The 14,129-nt window shown below is 64.0% G+C and carries 17 protein-coding genes; 9 read left to right on the top strand and 8 right to left on the bottom strand.

The annotated features are described in order from the left end of the window. Positions 1-157: 157 nt before the first annotated feature. Positions 158-4,801 carry a PAS domain S-box protein gene (locus AC1DEK_RS26850; RefSeq protein ID WP_478128362.1) on the top strand — a complete coding sequence of 1,548 codons (4,644 nt, stop codon included), beginning with the start codon at positions 158-160 and terminating at the stop codon, positions 4,799-4,801. A 22-nt stretch (positions 4,802-4,823) separates the two neighbouring features. Here AC1DEK_RS26850 and AC1DEK_RS26845 read toward each other — a convergent pair whose 3' ends face one another. Both AC1DEK_RS26845 and AC1DEK_RS26840 read right to left on the bottom strand, forming a co-directional pair. After that, positions 4,824-5,132, bottom strand: a complete 309-nt coding sequence (locus AC1DEK_RS26845) for a hypothetical protein (RefSeq protein WP_478128361.1) — start codon at positions 5,130-5,132, stop codon at positions 4,824-4,826. Further along, positions 5,129-5,407 (bottom strand): hypothetical protein, encoded by a 279-nt coding sequence (locus AC1DEK_RS26840; protein ID WP_478128360.1) that lies wholly within the window; start codon positions 5,405-5,407, stop codon positions 5,129-5,131. The genes AC1DEK_RS26845 and AC1DEK_RS26840 overlap by 4 nt, the downstream gene beginning before the upstream one ends. A gap of 263 nt (positions 5,408-5,670) precedes the next feature. On the opposite strand from AC1DEK_RS26840, the gene AC1DEK_RS26835 reads away from it, so the two are divergent. The 3 genes from AC1DEK_RS26835 to AC1DEK_RS26825 all read left to right on the top strand — a co-directional run bounded on the left by AC1DEK_RS26835 (position 5,671) and on the right by AC1DEK_RS26825 (position 6,860). After that, entirely contained in the window at positions 5,671-6,057 is a 387-nt protein-coding gene (locus AC1DEK_RS26835; RefSeq protein WP_478128359.1) for a phage holin family protein, read from the top strand. Further along, entirely contained in the window at positions 6,044-6,274 is a 231-nt protein-coding gene (locus AC1DEK_RS26830) for a hypothetical protein (RefSeq protein ID WP_478128358.1), read from the top strand. Before AC1DEK_RS26835 ends, AC1DEK_RS26830 begins: the two co-directional genes overlap by 14 nt. Before the next feature lie 91 nt (positions 6,275-6,365). Then, positions 6,366-6,860, top strand: a complete 495-nt coding sequence (locus tag AC1DEK_RS26825) for a hemerythrin domain-containing protein (protein ID WP_478128357.1) — start codon at positions 6,366-6,368, stop codon at positions 6,858-6,860. Between the two features lie 28 nt (positions 6,861-6,888). Here AC1DEK_RS26825 and AC1DEK_RS26820 read toward each other — a convergent pair whose 3' ends face one another. Together AC1DEK_RS26820 and AC1DEK_RS26815 are read right to left on the bottom strand one after the other, a co-directional pair. Further along, positions 6,889-7,377 carry a hypothetical protein gene (locus AC1DEK_RS26820; RefSeq protein ID WP_478128356.1) on the bottom strand — a complete coding sequence of 163 codons (489 nt, stop codon included), beginning with the start codon at positions 7,375-7,377 and terminating at the stop codon, positions 6,889-6,891. Beyond that, positions 7,370-7,576 carry a hypothetical protein gene (locus tag AC1DEK_RS26815; protein ID WP_478128355.1) on the bottom strand — a complete coding sequence of 69 codons (207 nt, stop codon included), beginning with the start codon at positions 7,574-7,576 and terminating at the stop codon, positions 7,370-7,372. The genes AC1DEK_RS26820 and AC1DEK_RS26815 overlap by 8 nt, the downstream gene beginning before the upstream one ends. Positions 7,577-7,604: 28 nt before the next feature. Here AC1DEK_RS26815 and AC1DEK_RS26810 point away from each other — a divergent pair, with 28 nt between their 5' ends. Next, complete coding sequence (locus AC1DEK_RS26810; RefSeq protein ID WP_478128354.1) at positions 7,605-7,814, top strand: hypothetical protein; 210 nt, start codon at positions 7,605-7,607, stop codon at positions 7,812-7,814. Between the two features lie 211 nt (positions 7,815-8,025). On the opposite strand, the gene AC1DEK_RS26805 is transcribed toward AC1DEK_RS26810, so the two are convergent. Then, positions 8,026-8,409, bottom strand: coding sequence for a response regulator (locus AC1DEK_RS26805; protein ID WP_478128353.1), 384 nt, complete (start codon positions 8,407-8,409; stop codon positions 8,026-8,028). A 171-nt stretch (positions 8,410-8,580) separates the two neighbouring features. Between AC1DEK_RS26805 and AC1DEK_RS26800 the strand changes: the two genes are divergently transcribed. The 4 genes from AC1DEK_RS26800 (at position 8,581) to AC1DEK_RS26785 (ending at position 10,950) form a co-directional block, all read left to right on the top strand. After that, entirely contained in the window at positions 8,581-8,853 is a 273-nt protein-coding gene (locus AC1DEK_RS26800; RefSeq protein ID WP_478128352.1) for a hypothetical protein, read from the top strand. Between the two features lie 9 nt (positions 8,854-8,862). Next, positions 8,863-9,399: a DUF1003 domain-containing protein gene (locus AC1DEK_RS26795; protein ID WP_478128351.1), complete on the top strand. Its 537-nt coding sequence runs from the start codon at positions 8,863-8,865 to the stop codon at positions 9,397-9,399. A gap of 154 nt (positions 9,400-9,553) precedes the next feature. Then, on the top strand, positions 9,554-10,429 hold the full coding sequence (locus AC1DEK_RS26790) for a YihY/virulence factor BrkB family protein (protein ID WP_478128350.1): 876 nt from the start codon (positions 9,554-9,556) through the stop codon (positions 10,427-10,429). A 116-nt stretch (positions 10,430-10,545) separates the two neighbouring features. Beyond that, complete coding sequence (locus AC1DEK_RS26785) at positions 10,546-10,950, top strand: hypothetical protein (protein WP_478128349.1); 405 nt, start codon at positions 10,546-10,548, stop codon at positions 10,948-10,950. Between the two features lie 36 nt (positions 10,951-10,986). On the opposite strand, the gene AC1DEK_RS26780 is transcribed toward AC1DEK_RS26785, so the two are convergent. From AC1DEK_RS26780 to AC1DEK_RS26770, 3 genes are all read right to left on the bottom strand, one after another. Then, positions 10,987-11,364: a DUF2493 domain-containing protein gene (locus AC1DEK_RS26780; RefSeq protein ID WP_478128348.1), complete on the bottom strand. Its 378-nt coding sequence runs from the start codon at positions 11,362-11,364 to the stop codon at positions 10,987-10,989. A 118-nt stretch (positions 11,365-11,482) separates the two neighbouring features. Beyond that, positions 11,483-13,000, bottom strand: a complete 1,518-nt coding sequence (locus AC1DEK_RS26775; RefSeq protein ID WP_478128347.1) for an efflux transporter outer membrane subunit — start codon at positions 12,998-13,000, stop codon at positions 11,483-11,485. 14 nt (positions 13,001-13,014) lie between these two features. Further along, entirely contained in the window at positions 13,015-14,127 is a 1,113-nt protein-coding gene (locus AC1DEK_RS26770; protein WP_478128346.1) for an ABC transporter permease, read from the bottom strand. Positions 14,128-14,129 lie beyond the last annotated feature (2 nt).

Here is a 14,129-nt window from a genome sequence, read left to right as displayed (position 1 = left end):
TGATTCGTGCCTGGCGCCCGCGGTCGGTAAGAGTTGCCGCAAGAACTACCGGGGTGCGGTCGCTCACGCGCGCCTTGCGATGCACATCCGCAGGCCTCGATGCGGCGCATAATTTCGGGCTTTTCGAACGTTGGCCGAACTTTTGCGAAAGGGCAGGATGAGCGCACCGGAGCCTGAAGGGACCACCGAACCCAGCGAACAGAACGCCGAAAAGACGGCCTCCACCCTGCCGCGCACAGTGGCCGCGGTGCCGGTCGTTGGCATTGGCGGTTCCGCGGGCAGCATCGGCTCGCTGGTCACTTTCTTCAAGAGTGTTCCTGAAGCGCCGGGCGTCGCCTTCGTGGTCGTGCTGCACCTCGCCGCGGATCATGAAAGCACGCTGGCCGAACTGCTGCAGCGCTGCACGAGTTTGCCCGTGATCCAGGTCCAGGAGACGCTGACGATCGAGCCCGATCACATCTACGTCATTCCGCCCGGCAAGTCGCTGCAGACCGCGGGCGATCAACTGCAGCTCGGCCTGCTCAAACGCAGGGGCCGCCCCCTGGCCGTCGATCTGTTCCTGCGCTCTCTGGCGGAGTCGCACGGTCCGAAAGCCTCGGCGGTGGTGCTGTCAGGCGCTGACGGCGACGGCGCGATCGGCATCAAGCGCATCAAGGAACGAGGCGGCCTCACGGTCGCGCAATCGCCCGAGGAGGCCGAGTACGACGGCATGCCGCGCGCATCGATCGAGACCGGCATGGTGGACTGGGTGCTGCCGGTGTCGCAGATGTCGGAGCGCCTGCTGCGCTACCACCGGCTTGGCGAACAGCTGCGGCTCCCGACGGAAGAAGAACCCGCCTCGCAAGCCTCGCGTCCGCCGCCCGGGCACGACGAAGCGGCGCTGCGCGACATCCTGACGTTTCTGCGCGCTCGCACCGGGCGCGACTTCTCGTCGTACAAGCGCGCCACCGTGCTGCGCCGCATCGCCCGGCGCATGCAGGTCAATTCGATCGAGGATCTGCCCAGCTACCTGAATTGCCTGCGCACGAATTCCGCGGAAGCCGGTGCGCTGCTGCAGGATCTCTTGATCAGCGTCACCAACTTCTTCCGCGACCCTGAATCGTTCGCGGCGCTGCAGCGGCAGATGCCGGCGCTCTTCGCCAAACGGGGGCCGAACGAAACGGTTCGCGTGTGGGTCGTGGCCTGCGCGACGGGCGAAGAGGCTTACTCGGTCGGAATGATGCTGGCCGAATACGCGCGCGAGGTCGACGCGCCGCCCCTGATCCAGATCTTCGCGACCGACCTCGACGAGGAAGCGATCCAGGCAGCGCGCGAAGGCCTCTACCCGGCGGCCATCGAAGCCGACGTGTCCGACGATCGCCTTCAACGCTTCTTCACCAAGGAGCATCGCGGCTATCGCGTGCGCAGGGAGTTGCGCGAGATGGTGCTTTTTGCAACGCACAACGTGCTGAAGGACTCTCCGTTTTCGCGGCTCGACCTCGTGAGCTGCCGCAACCTCCTGATTTATCTGAACCGGGACGCGCAAGCGCGCGTCTTCGAGACCTTCCATTTCGCGCTGAATCCGGGCGCCGTTCTGTTCCTGGGCTCGTCGGAATCGGTGGACGACGGCAGCCCGCTGTTTGCCGTGGCCGACAAGAAGTACCGGATCTACAAGCAACGCGCGGCGCCGCGCATTGGCCTTCCGGTACCGTCGGGTCCGGGCACTCTGGCATTGCAGATGCAGCGCGGCGCGTTCTCGCCGGGCGTGCAGGTTGCAACGGAGGCAGCGTCGACGGCCGCGGCCGCTCAGCCCTCGCTGCCGCTGCAGCGCGCCGGCCGCATGCCGGAGCATTCGCATCGGACTTCCTGGGGCGAACTGCACCTGCGTCTGCTGGAAGAGCTGGCGCCGCCTTCCATCCTCGTGGACAGCGAATACGAAATCGTCCACCTGTCGCCGAGCGCCGGACGGTTTCTGCAATTCACGGGCGGCGAGCCGAGCCGCAATCTGCTGCGATCGGTGAACTCGGCCCTGCGCATCGAGTTGCGGGCGGCGCTGCTCGAAGCCGGTCAGACACGGAAGACTTCCGAAGTGCCGGACCTCCCTATCGAACTCGATGGCGAGGCGCTGGTCCTTCGCCTGAGCGTGACGCCGGTGGGTGAACCGGGGGCCGATCTGTACATCGTCCTGCTCGACAGCCGGCCCGCGGCGGTGCAGACGCCCGAACCGGCGGATGCCGCGGCTCGGCTCAAGGAGCCCGACCCGGTCGCCCGCCACCTCGATCGCGAACTGGAGCGGCTCAAAGCGCATCTGCGGGACACGGTCGAGCAGTACGAGGCATCCACCGAAGAGCTCAAGGCCAGCAACGAGGAATTGCAGGCCATGAACGAAGAACTGCGTTCGGCCACCGAGGAACTGGAAACCGGCCGCGAGGAGCTGCAGTCCATCAATGAAGAGCTGACGACGGTCAACCACGAACTCAAGGCCAAGGTCGACGAACTGGGCCACGCCAACAGCGACATGCAGAACCTGATGGACGCCACGGCGATCGCGACCATCTTCCTGGACCGCGACCTGCGCATCAAGCGCTATACGCCCTCGGCCATCAGCTTGTTCAACCTGATCCCGACCGACCTGGGCCGGCCGCTGGCCGACCTGACGACGCAACTCAATTACCGCGAACTCAGTGCCGATGCGCATCGCGTCCTGGAACGGCTCGTGCCGGTCGAGCGCGAAGTCGGACAGGCCGACGGCAGCTGGTTCCTCGCGCGCCTGCTGCCCTATCGCACGACCGACGACCGGATCGCCGGGATCGTGCTGTCCTTCATCGACATCACCGAGCGCAAGCAGGCGGAGGAAGTGCGGCTCTGGCTGTCGGCGGTGGTTGCCTTCTCCAGCGACGCCATCATGAGCTTCGCGCTGGACGGCACGATCCTGAGCTGGAACGGCGGGGCCGAATCCATGTTCGGCTATGCGGAGGAAGAGATCATCGGCAGGCCGCTCTCCATCCTGTCCCCAGAGCAGGACGTGCGTGAGACGGCCTTGCTCGACAAAGTCATCGCCGGTCAGCAGGTGCAGAACTTCGAAACCGTTCGACGGCGCAAGAATGGCTCGACGCTTCAGGTCTCCATGACCATTTCGCCGATCCACGACGACAACGGCCGAGTGATGGCGGGCACCGCCACCGCGCGCGACATCACGGTCGCCAAGCAGGTCGAGGCCGAACTGCGCGAAAGCCGCGAGCAGTTGCGCCTGGTGATCGAGAACGCCGACGAGTTCGCCATCTTCTCGACGGACCTGGACCGCCGCGTCACGACCTGGAACGCGGGTGCGCAGCGCATCCTCGGCTACTCGGAAAAGGAAGTCGTCGGCCGCTCGGTGGACGTGATCTTCACCGAAGAGGATCGAGCCGCCGGCGCACCCGAGCAAGAGGCTGACCTCGCCCGGACCGAGGGTCGCGCCGCCGACGATCGCTTCCACGTGCGCAAGGACGGCACGCGCTTCTGGGCGAGCGGCGCGATGATGCTGATGCGGGACAGCGCCGCCGCCGCGGTCGGATTCGTCAAGGTGCTTCGCGACCAGACGCTGATGCGCAAGGCGCAGGACGCGGCGGAGCGCAGCAAGGCGGAGTTGCTCGAAGCCTTGCAGGACAACCTTTCGGCCCGGCGGGCACTCGAAGTGGCCGACGCGGCCAAGGACCGGTTCCTCGCGGTCCTGTCGCATGAGCTCCGGACGCCGCTCGCATCGATATCGTCGGCGGCCCAGGTGCTCGAAGGCCCGGACACCGACGGCGACCGCAACAGGGCCGCCGACGTCGTGCGCCGGCAGGCGGCGGCGATGCGCGAACTGCTGAACGATCTGCTCGACGTCTCGCGCCTCCGCCTCGGCAGGCTCGCTCTGCAGCGCCAGGCGGTTCGCGTTTCGGCCGTGGTCGAGTCAGCGCTGGAGGCGACCCGTCCGCAGATCGATGCCGCCAATCACACCCTGACCGTGAGGCTTCCCGTCGTCGAGTTGGAAGTCGATGCCGATCCGGTTCGACTGGCGCAGGTCATCAGCAATCTCGTGAGCAACGCCGCCAAGTACACGCCGGCCGGCGGACACATCAGCGTGTCGGCCGAGCTTGTCGAGAACGAAGTGGTGGTGACTGTCGCCGACGATGGAATCGGCATGGTGCCCGCAGAGATCGACGCCATGTTCGACATGTTCGTGCAGGCCCCGGAGGCGCGCGAGAGGATCGCCGGCGGACTCGGCATCGGGCTCGCGCTCTCGCGCAGCATCGTGCAGTTGCATGGAGGATGGATCCATGCGACTTCGGCGGGCCCTGGACAAGGCAGCCGCTTCCGCTTCGGCCTGCCGGTGTTCCGCGCCACGGCGTTGGACGCCCCCCCGACCCCGCGCCAGCTCGTGCCGCTGGACGTCCCGCCATCGCGCGAGACAAAGATCCTCGTCGCGGACGACAACCGCGATGCGGCCTGGGGGCTCGCCAAGCTGCTCGAGCGCGCGGGCTACGGCGTCGTGATTGCCAACGGCGGGCTGCAGGCGGTCGAACTCACCCGAACGCACCGGCCCGACGTCGCGCTCCTGGACATCGGCATGCCGGATCTGGACGGCCATGAAGTTGCACGGCAATTGCGCGCCGATGTTGGGAACGCCGAAATGATGCTGATCGCGGCGACCGGCTGGGGTCAGCCGCGCGATATCCAGGATGCGCTCAATGCCGGCTTCGACGCCCACCTGACGAAACCGGTCGACGTGGAGACCATCCGCAAGCTGATCGATGAGCACTTGTTGCGCCGCATGGTCAGCGAGGCGCCGCCCAAGTAGGCCCAGGCCGAAACCGGGGGCCTCACCCTCCTCCGCCGCCGCGTTTGCGGCGCCGCCATTCCGAAACCCAGGCGAGGCACTCCTCGTTCAATTCTCCGCGTAGCTGTCGGAGTGAACCTTGCTTGCGGGACAGGGAGAAAGTGCATTCCAGCCGCAGGTCGCGCGTACGGATCACTTCCGCACGGCCGTGGAGCACGCCGTCGAAATCACGCTCCGGGACGAAGAACACGAATTCCCATTCGAGGTATGGCACCCGAAATTTCTGCTCCATCGTTCCCCCTCCGAATGCCGGATGTCGAATGTCGATGTCGATATCGAATGCTGGCGTCAAGAGGGGTCCCGACTCTGTTCCGAGCTGAGGTCTTCCCTCAGGTTGTAAGGGGCCGAGTCGTCTTCACGGCTGGTTTCCACGCTTTTGCGCCGGTCGGAGTTCCTCTCCACAGGAGCCGGGCCCGAGACGTCGCCGCCTTGCGTCTGCTTTCCGGTGAACGCTTCTCCGGCCCCGATGTTGTCGACGCCGCCGCTGGTGACGGGGCGGGTGCCGTCCCCGCTGCCCGAATCGGCCACCTGACCGGACTGGCCTGATCGTTGAGGTGGTGCAGTCATGACTTTTCCTTCGCTGCTGTTGGGTTGGGAGTTGGTGGTCGGGTTGGTTGGGATGGAACCGCTCATCGTGACCCAGCAATCACAGCAGAGGCCATCGCCAATGTCCTCATAGCTTGCCGGTGTGCGCCTACACCATCGTTTTGCGGCCATTCGCCATTGCCTTGCATCGCATGTCCTCAGCGCTTCTTGCGGGTTGCACGCGCCTTCTTCCTACATGCGCAATGACGGCGCGCTCGAACGCTCCGCCACAGGAGCAAATGCCCGTGATCCATCCCTTCTTTACCGTCATCCTCAGGCGGCCAGACCTGGTTGCACGCCATCTGGCCAACCACGTGGCTCTCATGCGAGCCGAACTTTCCGCAGCCAAGCGCGCGATGCTGATCAAGGCGACGGGTGCCGTGGTGGCGGGGGTTTGTCTCCTGCTCGCATTGGGCCTGACCGCCGTGGCGATCATGCTCGGCGTGTTGCAGGGGTTCCACTGGGCGCTGGTCGTCGTTCCGGGCGTCGCGTGGCTCCTGTTCGTGATCGGACTCGTTGCGGCGATGCGCTCGGCGGTGGTGCCGAAGGCGCAGGAAGTGCAGCAGCAATTCGAAGCCGACCTCGACCTGCTTCGTGTGGTCCGAAAGGAGAAACTGCATGAACGACTCTGACGCTTCCCTCGACGCCAAGGCCAGGCTCGCCGTGACACGCGCCGAGCTCCATGAGGAGATGGACCAGCGTCCTCTGCAGGAGTACGGCAAGAAGCATCCGGGTTTGCTCGTCGCGTGCAGCGCGGGTGCAGGCGCGGGCGCATTGCTGGTCCTGTTGAAGCCCTGGCATCGTCGCCGCCGCACTTTCAACGGCAGTGGGCGAGGTCCTACCGCATAGACAACCGGCAGCCGACATGGGTGCCGCCCTCGCCTTCAGATGCTTCGTCACTCGTTCTTGTTTTCATCCCCCACTCAACCGGAGCCCCACGATGCCGACTTCCACCAAGCGCGCCGCCGCCGACGCGTGCAGCCTTCTCGATGCGGACCATCGCAACGTCAAGAAGCTGTTCAAGGCCTATGAAGAATTGACCCACTCGAAAGCCGCCAACGTTTCCGACAAGAAGCGCGAACTGGCCGAGGAGATCTGTTCGGAGCTCACCGTTCACGCACAGATCGAAGAAGAAATCTTCTATCCCGCCGTGCGCGAAGCCATCAAGGAGACAGACCTCCTCGACGAAGCCGAGGTGGAGCATGCCAGCGCCAAGGACCTGATTGCCCAGATCCAGGGCGCCACGGAGATCGACGACAAGTTCGACGCCAAGGTGACCGTGCTTGGGGAATACATCGACCACCACGTCAAGGAAGAGCGCAACGAGATTTTCGTCAAGGCCCGTGCAGCGCACGGACTCGACCTGATGGCCCTGCGCGATCAACTTGAAACCCGCAAGGAAGAGCTGATGGGCGAACTCACCGCGGCCGCCTGACCCGCGCGAAGGGCCCTCTTCAAGGGCCCTACTCGACGTAATGGACGAGCAGTGGTGCCACGGCCCGCAGGAACGACAACTCGCAGGGCCGCACTTCACAGCTGTCTATGTCGAAGTGGCACAGCACGCCGCATGCGGGTCCATCCACCGGCGCCAGAACGACGCCGCAATAGGAAATGATGAGTCCGCCGAGCGGCTTCAGGCGAACATCCTGGCTGCAATCCGAGGTCACGAAATCACCGGCCTCCACCGTGATCGCGCCGAGCGCCGCCAGGAATTGCGCGCTCTGGAGATAGGCGCGGTTTTCGTTGAAGCGGTCGAAGACGCACACGGGGAGCAGATTGCCGCCCCTGAGCCGGTGCAGCGCGGTGTAGCGGAACTTCGTTCGATCGTTCAGAAGCTCCAGGGCCGACGCGAGTCCCTGTTTGGCCAGCCGCGCCTCGAACGCGAGAAGCTGGTCCTCGAAGGGAATCTCCATCGACGCTGTGGGGGGCGCCTCTGCTGCAGGGCTAGTCACCAAAGACTTCCCGGATCGAATCGCCCGCATCGCGCTGGCTCTCGTTTCTGTATCCCCTCACCGCCTCTGCGCATTCGTCCGCGACGAGCATGCCGTAGTCGCGCAACCGCATCGGCAGCGAATCGCCGGGCTTGATCAGCATCGCCGCCGTTGCACAACGCCTGAAGATCTCTTCAGACGCTTCGATGTTGATTGCCATGGCTTGCCTCCGATGTATGTGGTGGGTCATGGATGGCCGGCGCTACCTGCGCTATGGGCGCTATTGGCCCAGTCTCGATGCCGTAGGCGTCACGGACGTTCGCCAACGCTTCCAGGATCAACTGGTAGGCCTGCTGCCGTTCGGCGGAACTGGCGGAGGGCCTGCCTTCGGCACCCGGCGAGTCCAGGGAGTTGCGCAGGCGCTCGCAGGCGGCCTCGAATGCAAGCAGCGCCCGTGACTTCGAAGGAACCGAAGAGATCGAAGGGATCGAAGGGATCGAAGAGACCGAAGGAATAGCTCTTTGAGACATGACCTCTTCTAAGTAGTGATCATCCCGGTGAAATACTGCTCGTGCGCGCGTTTTCAAGTCGGCAAAAAACTCTAGCACCGGGTTCTGAACCTATCCTGACCGCGGAGACGTTAGCAGGGGAATTCAGAGCACGAATCTCTCAAAGATGGAGCGCCAGCCGATGTGCAGTGCAGTAAGCGAAAAACGCATCCAGTTCCGTGGACTTGTCGAAGATCGCATCGGCGCCCCCGGCCAATGCCTTGCGGGCAATGTCGGCAGTCGCGTAGTTTGTCAACACAACCACACGCTGATCAGCAGAGCGCCCACGACACTGCTGGACAACACCGAGTCCCGAGCCTTGGGCCAGGAACAGGTCGATCACCCCGAGCTTCCAGTGATCGGGATTTGCCTTGAGCCACGCGACGGCCTCCGCCTCCGACGGAAAGACTTCCATGACCTTCGCTCCCGCCAATTCATCCAGTGCCGAGATCAGGTTCTTCTGAATCAGCAGGTTGTCTTCGACAAGGAAGAAGGGCAGCGACATGGCATTAAGAGCATGTATTCACTCACAGTATTCAATGAGTGCAGGTAGGACGAACCCGCAATTACCGAAAGCAGCCCGGCGGTGGGAGCGGTCCTACCGTACGCGCAACGTCGTACCGACACGCGCGCTCGCACCCGGCCCGGAAGCTCTGTAGACACTAGGAGACCTTCCATGCAAGCACCGACATCGCAAGGCGCGACCGAAGGGCGGCCCTTCGCCTACCGCGGATGGCTGTTCCTGTGCGGCACGGAGCCGATGCCGGGGAACACGTTCAAGCCGGTCGCAATCTGCGTTGGCGGGCCTTCAGTCACCAAGAAGATCGAGCTTCCGAACGACACCTCCGAGTTCGCCTATGCGACTGCCGCCGAGGCGCTGCGCCACGCGGAGCAGCAGGCCGTGCGATGGGTGCACGACCGGACGGGCACCGGGAAGACGCAACTGTGATGAATCCAAATGGACAGGGAGACCGCAGCGAACGATGAAGAATCCCCCGTCGCGGGGGTGATCGACCGCAACATCGCCGCGCTGGTGGAGCGGCGGCACATGCACAGCGCGTCCGCCGGCATTCAGGACAAGATCGCCGACGCCATGACCCGGCTCGCGGGAAGCATGGCTTTCGTCTACGTTCATCTCGTGATCTATGGCGCCTGGCTCGTGATCAATCTCGGCTGGACGCCTTTGGAGCCCTTTGATCCGACCTTCGTGGTGCTCGCGATGGTCGCCTCGGTCGAAGCGATCTTCATCTCGACTTTCGTCATGATCAGCCAGAACCGCATGGCAGCGCTGGCGGATCAGCGCGCGGATCTCGACCTGCAGATCAGCCTGCTCAGCGAGCACGAGATCACGAAGCTGCTCGGGCTGGTGAAGGAGATCGCCAATCGCATGGAACTCGCATCGGCTCGCGACCCGGAGCTTGAAGAACTCAGCCGGAACGTGGCGCCGGAACGAGTGCTCGACCGGATCGAACAACCCGGCGTGGAGGGCGAATAGGACGTCCCTTGGCATGTGACTCCGTCCTACGCGAAAAAATGCGGGAGTGGCGGAAGGTGCCGACGAGGAACTGGCCTTGAAAGATCCCGATGAAGCATCAGGGCAATTCGCCCCAACAGGACCCCAGCGGCCCGGAAGAATCCGGGCACAAGACTTGACGTCGCTGCACCAGGCCTGGCGCCGCTTCCAGCTGGCCGCGATGTCCACGCGCGGACTGCGGGTTGTGTGGCTCGCCGTTCGCAACTACATCCATCACCAGAGCGCGAACCAGGCCGGCAGCCTGGCTTTCTCGTCGCTGATTGCGATGTTTCCGTTGTTGATCCTGGTCTCCGCCGCTGCCGGTTTCATCGGCGAGCCTGGCGACGCGGCAGCGCTGGCGGATCGGGTGATGGACTACGCGCCGCAGGCGGTGCGGGACGCGATGCAGCCGGTCATCAAGCAACTGCTGGCCCAGCGCAACCAGGCACTTCTGACATTGGGTGTCGTCACCACGCTATGGACGGCCTCGTCGGGCATGCAGGCGGTGCGCAGTGCGTTGAACCGCTCCTATGGCATTCAGCGGGGCCTTCCCTTCTGGAAGGCGCGCATCAAGGTGACGGTGTTCACGATCATCGTGGGCGCGGGCATCCTGGTCGCGTTCAGCTCGGTCATCGTGATGCCCTATGTGTCGCGGTTGCTGGACACGATGGGGACGGCGCAGGAAACGCTCTGGCTTCGCAACAGCGTGCGCTATGGGTCGGCCTATGTGGTGCTGGCGATGCTGTATGCGCTGATGTACGGCTGGCTCCCGGACATCAGCCAGCGGCTGTCTTCAGTGGCGCCTGGCGCGCTGGTGGGCGCTGCATTGTGGGTGGCCGCCGCCGCGACGCTGTCGTACACACTGCGCTCCGCAGGGCGGCTGGCAGTGGTGTACGGCAGCTTTGCGGGCGTCATCGCGACGCTGGTGTTCCTGTACATCAGTGCGGCGACGCTCATCTTCGGTGCCGAGATCAACGCGGTGCTGCGCGAAGGAGCCAGGCCACAGGTATGAATCCGGCATGAATCTCCCATGACCGGCGCTCGATGCCGTGCTATTCCTACTCGGGCGCCGTCCTGCCGCCTGGATCATGCAGGCTTGCATTCAACTGGAATGAACCGAAGGCGCCCATGTTCACCTCATTCAGTCTCGACCCTTCCATGATCGCGACGGTCGGCGGCACGTTCTATCCGACCGGCTATTCGATGGTGATGTTCCCGGACGAAGCCACGGCAGTCTCGGTCGGAACGGAGTTGAACACGCGCCTGGAAGACAGCGAGGTTCTCCTGGTGACGCCAGCGGCGATCCTGTCGCAGATCACACCCACGGCCAAGGATGCGGACGACCCGCTGCCATCCGCCGGCACCGAGGGTGCGACCGTGAGGGCCTATACCAAGCTGGCGAGGGAAGGCCATTACGGGCTCCTCGTGAAGACGCCGAACGAAGAGACTGCGGCAAAGATGATGGAGGTCGTGAGTCGCGGTCCCTATCTGATGGCCCAACGCTATCGCATGTTCGTCATCGAGGATCTGTGATCCCCGCCCCCCCGCAATGCCGGCAACTCAAGGGACTCAGTCTCCGACGGGCCGCTCCTCGGTCTTCACGCGCCAGGTTTTCAGCACCGGCACGAGCGCTGCCGATGCAATGGTGACCATGTGCGCCGTCACCCTGCCTCCCTTGAAAGCCACCACGAGTTCGGGTCGCCCTTCTCGCAGCATCTGCGCATTCCGGATCAGACCGGCACGTCCGGGGTAGCGTTCCCAGTGGGCGGTGAACGTCAAGACCTCGATCCCGCGAGCCTTGGCCCAACGCCGTGCGAGTTCGTCGGCACCCGTCGCACCTCCTTCGATGAGCTGGGTAATGGGCTGGCGCGCGTGGACCCGATCGAGCACTCGAACGATGAATGTCCAGTCCTCGTAGTCGCGACCGCCACAGACGAGGACTCTCATGGAATGGCCGTCTCTTTCGACTCGTTCATGCTTTCTTACTCAAAATGATTCCGCCAAAAAGCAAACCCCGCCGAAGCGGGGTTGGATTGCGATGACTGTCAGCCAGTCGATGAATCAATCATTCGCGCATGATAGCCATGGTTGCCTCCGCACCGATGGCTTTGTTGATTGCTACGAAACTCGTCTCCAGCCGCGCACGACTTGCCGCCAGATCGATCCGGGCTTGCAGATAGGCACGTTGGGTGTCCAGCACCGTGGTGAAGTCGACCGAACCGCCGTCGTATTGCGCCCGGGCCAGCTCGTAACCCTCCCCGGCCGTGGCGACGCGCTCCTGGTACTGATGCCATTGCTGCTGCTCCGCCGTATAACCGGTCAGTGCGTCGTCGATCTCGCGCCACGCCCGCAACACCGTTCGCTGATACGCGATGGCCGCTTCCTGCTGTTGCAGTTCGCGCAGTTGCACTTCGGCTTTGCGCCTGCCGCCATCGAAGATCGGGAGGCTCAGCGATGGGCCGATCGACCATGTGCGGCTGCCCCAGTTCGTGAATTCGTCCGCCAGGAAGGACTCGAGTCCGAACCCTGCGCCCAGCCGGATGCTGGGATACAACTGCGCCTGAGCAACACCGATCCTGGCCGTCGCACTGCGCAGTTGTGCCTCGGACGCGCGAATGTCCGGACGGCGTTGAGCGACTTCGGATGGCAAGCCGAGCGCGAGGTCCGGCAAGCGCATGGCTTCAGAGTCACCTGCCGCTTCAAGCGTCTTCTGAAGGGCGCCGGGACGTTCCCCGATCAGCACGGCGATCTGATTGAGCAGACTCGTCTCCTGCGCCAGCAATGCTGACACCTGGGCGCGCAGACCCAGCACTTCGCTGCGCTGCCGCAGCAGGTCGAGGCGGGTCGTCACGCCGCCGTTGACCCGTGCTTCGATCAGGCTCAGGCGATCGTCGAGTGCGGCAACTTCCTGCCGCGTCAAAGCGAGGCGTCGCTCCACGCCTAGCAACTCGAAGTAGTTGCGAGCCACCTCGCTGAGCAGGCTCAGGCGCGCCTGGTCGAGCAACGCCGCCTGTTGAGCGACATCGGCGTCGGCCGCTTCGACCGAGCGCCGTACGCGGCCCCACAGATCGAGTTCCCATGATGCATCGAACCCCGCCTGATAGAGATTGAAAGGCTCGCTCAGCAGTTGAATGAGTTCTTGCTGCGTTGTGCCGCTGCTGATCGCGTCGATCAGACGAGTGCCCGCACCGAACTCGCTCAGGCGCTGGCGCGTGGCGCCTGCACTGAGGTCGAGCGTTGGCGCCTTCTGTGCATTCTGGCCTTGGCGCACCGCGCGCGATTGAGCGAAGCGCAGGGCCGCCGTTTGGAGGTCGGGGCTGGCCGCCAGCGCACGCTGCTGCAGTTCATCGAGAACAGGGTCTTGAAATACGTCCCACCAACGATCGGGCAGCACGCTGTCAGCCGTGACCGTCACTGCCAGTGCCGGATCGCCGCTGTGCCAGCTCGACCAGTTCTTGGGTGACGCGGTGGCCGGAGCCGAAAACTCCGGACCGACCGCACAGCCAGCCAGGCCGAGCAACAGCACGGCGAGCGCGCCGGGCGCCACCAAATTCAATGAACCCAATGAATACGAGTGCGGCATGGCGTCCTCGATGATCAGGAAAGACGATGACGAAAAAGCCACGCGGCCAAGGGCAGCGTGACTGCCGCGATACAAAGCAGTGGCACGAAATCCATCGCGACGTCGCGCATGCCCGCTCCCTCCAGATAGACCCGGCGAACGATACTCACGCCAAACCGCAATGGATTGGCATAGGTGACCCATTGAAGGATCTGAGGCATGTTCTCCACCGGAGTGAGCAGGCCCGATAGAAGCATGAGCGGCATGATCAGGAGAAAGGCGTAGAGCATGGCCTGCTGCATGTTCAGCGCCAGCGCCGAAATTGAAAGGCCGATGCCCACCGCCGCGCCCGTGAAGCAAAACAGTCCGAGATAGATCAACCAGACGGACCCGTTCAGTGGCACCTGGAACCAGAAACGGATGATCAGGAAGATGATGCTCGACTGCACGAGCCCGATGAAGATGGCTGGAAGCGCCTTGCCGACCAGGATCTGCATCGGCGTGAGCGGCGTCACCAGCAGTTGGTCGAAAGTCCCCTGCTCTCGCTCTCGCGCGACGGACAAGGCTGCGAGCAGCAAGGTCTGAAGCATGCTCAGTGCCGCGATCAGTGCGGGCATCAGATTCCAGCGCGATTCGAGATTGGGGTTGAACCATGCACGTCGCACGACGGTGACACCGGGCATACCGGCGCGCGATGCGTTGAAGCTCCCGACGATGGCGCCGACGTAGGCGGCCGCCATGCCCGCAGTGGTCGAGTTCTTGCCATCCAGAATCAACTGCAGCGGCGCCGGCTCTCCCTTCGCGAGACGCGACTCGAAATCGGACGGAACGCTCAGCACCATCAGCGCATCGCCCGAGTCGATGGGCCGCGCGATCTCTTTCGTGGAGGCGAGTGATGCGACCCGTTCGAAGACGCCCGTTCCATCCAGCCGTGACAGCAGTTCGGTCGAAGCGGCGCCGCGGCTGAGATCGACGACGGCATAGGGCACATGCTTGATGTCGAAGGTCGCTCCGTAGCCGAACAGAAGCGATTGCAGCAGCGCCGGCACCACGAGGATCGCCCTGCTCGACGGCTCCTTGAGGATGGCAAGCAGCTCCTTGCGCACCAGGGCGGCGATCTGCGCGAGCTTGGCGATCCCTTCGTGCATGC

The sequence above is a fragment of the Variovorax sp. 10N420 genome (genome assembly GCF_056394705.1).
This window is presented reverse-complemented; position numbering and strand designations above follow the sequence as displayed.

Excerpts from the sequence above, each read along its gene's own strand:
- AC1DEK_RS26825 (WP_478128357.1), top strand. The coding sequence starts at position 6,366 with ATGCCGACTTCCACCAAGCGCGCCGCCGCCGACGCGTGCAGCCTTCTC.
- AC1DEK_RS26810 (WP_478128354.1), top strand. The coding sequence starts at position 7,605 with ATGGATGGCCGGCGCTACCTGCGCTATGGGCGCTATTGGCCCAGTCTC.
- AC1DEK_RS26800 (WP_478128352.1), top strand. The coding sequence starts at position 8,581 with ATGCAAGCACCGACATCGCAAGGCGCGACCGAAGGGCGGCCCTTCGCC.
- AC1DEK_RS26785 (WP_478128349.1), top strand. The coding sequence starts at position 10,546 with ATGTTCACCTCATTCAGTCTCGACCCTTCCATGATCGCGACGGTCGGC.
- AC1DEK_RS26805 (WP_478128353.1), bottom strand. The coding sequence starts at position 8,409 with ATGTCGCTGCCCTTCTTCCTTGTCGAAGACAACCTGCTGATTCAGAAG.
- AC1DEK_RS26775 (WP_478128347.1), bottom strand. The coding sequence starts at position 13,000 with ATGCCGCACTCGTATTCATTGGGTTCATTGAATTTGGTGGCGCCCGGC.
- AC1DEK_RS26815 (WP_478128355.1), bottom strand. The coding sequence starts at position 7,576 with ATGGCAATCAACATCGAAGCGTCTGAAGAGATCTTCAGGCGTTGTGCA.
- AC1DEK_RS26830 (WP_478128358.1), top strand. The coding sequence starts at position 6,044 with ATGAACGACTCTGACGCTTCCCTCGACGCCAAGGCCAGGCTCGCCGTG.
- AC1DEK_RS26795 (WP_478128351.1), top strand. The coding sequence starts at position 8,863 with ATGGACAGGGAGACCGCAGCGAACGATGAAGAATCCCCCGTCGCGGGG.
- AC1DEK_RS26780 (WP_478128348.1), bottom strand. The coding sequence starts at position 11,364 with ATGAGAGTCCTCGTCTGTGGCGGTCGCGACTACGAGGACTGGACATTC.
- AC1DEK_RS26850 (WP_478128362.1), top strand. The coding sequence starts at position 158 with ATGAGCGCACCGGAGCCTGAAGGGACCACCGAACCCAGCGAACAGAAC.
- AC1DEK_RS26770 (WP_478128346.1), bottom strand. The coding sequence starts at position 14,127 with ATGCACGAAGGGATCGCCAAGCTCGCGCAGATCGCCGCCCTGGTGCGC.
- AC1DEK_RS26840 (WP_478128360.1), bottom strand. The coding sequence starts at position 5,407 with ATGACTGCACCACCTCAACGATCAGGCCAGTCCGGTCAGGTGGCCGAT.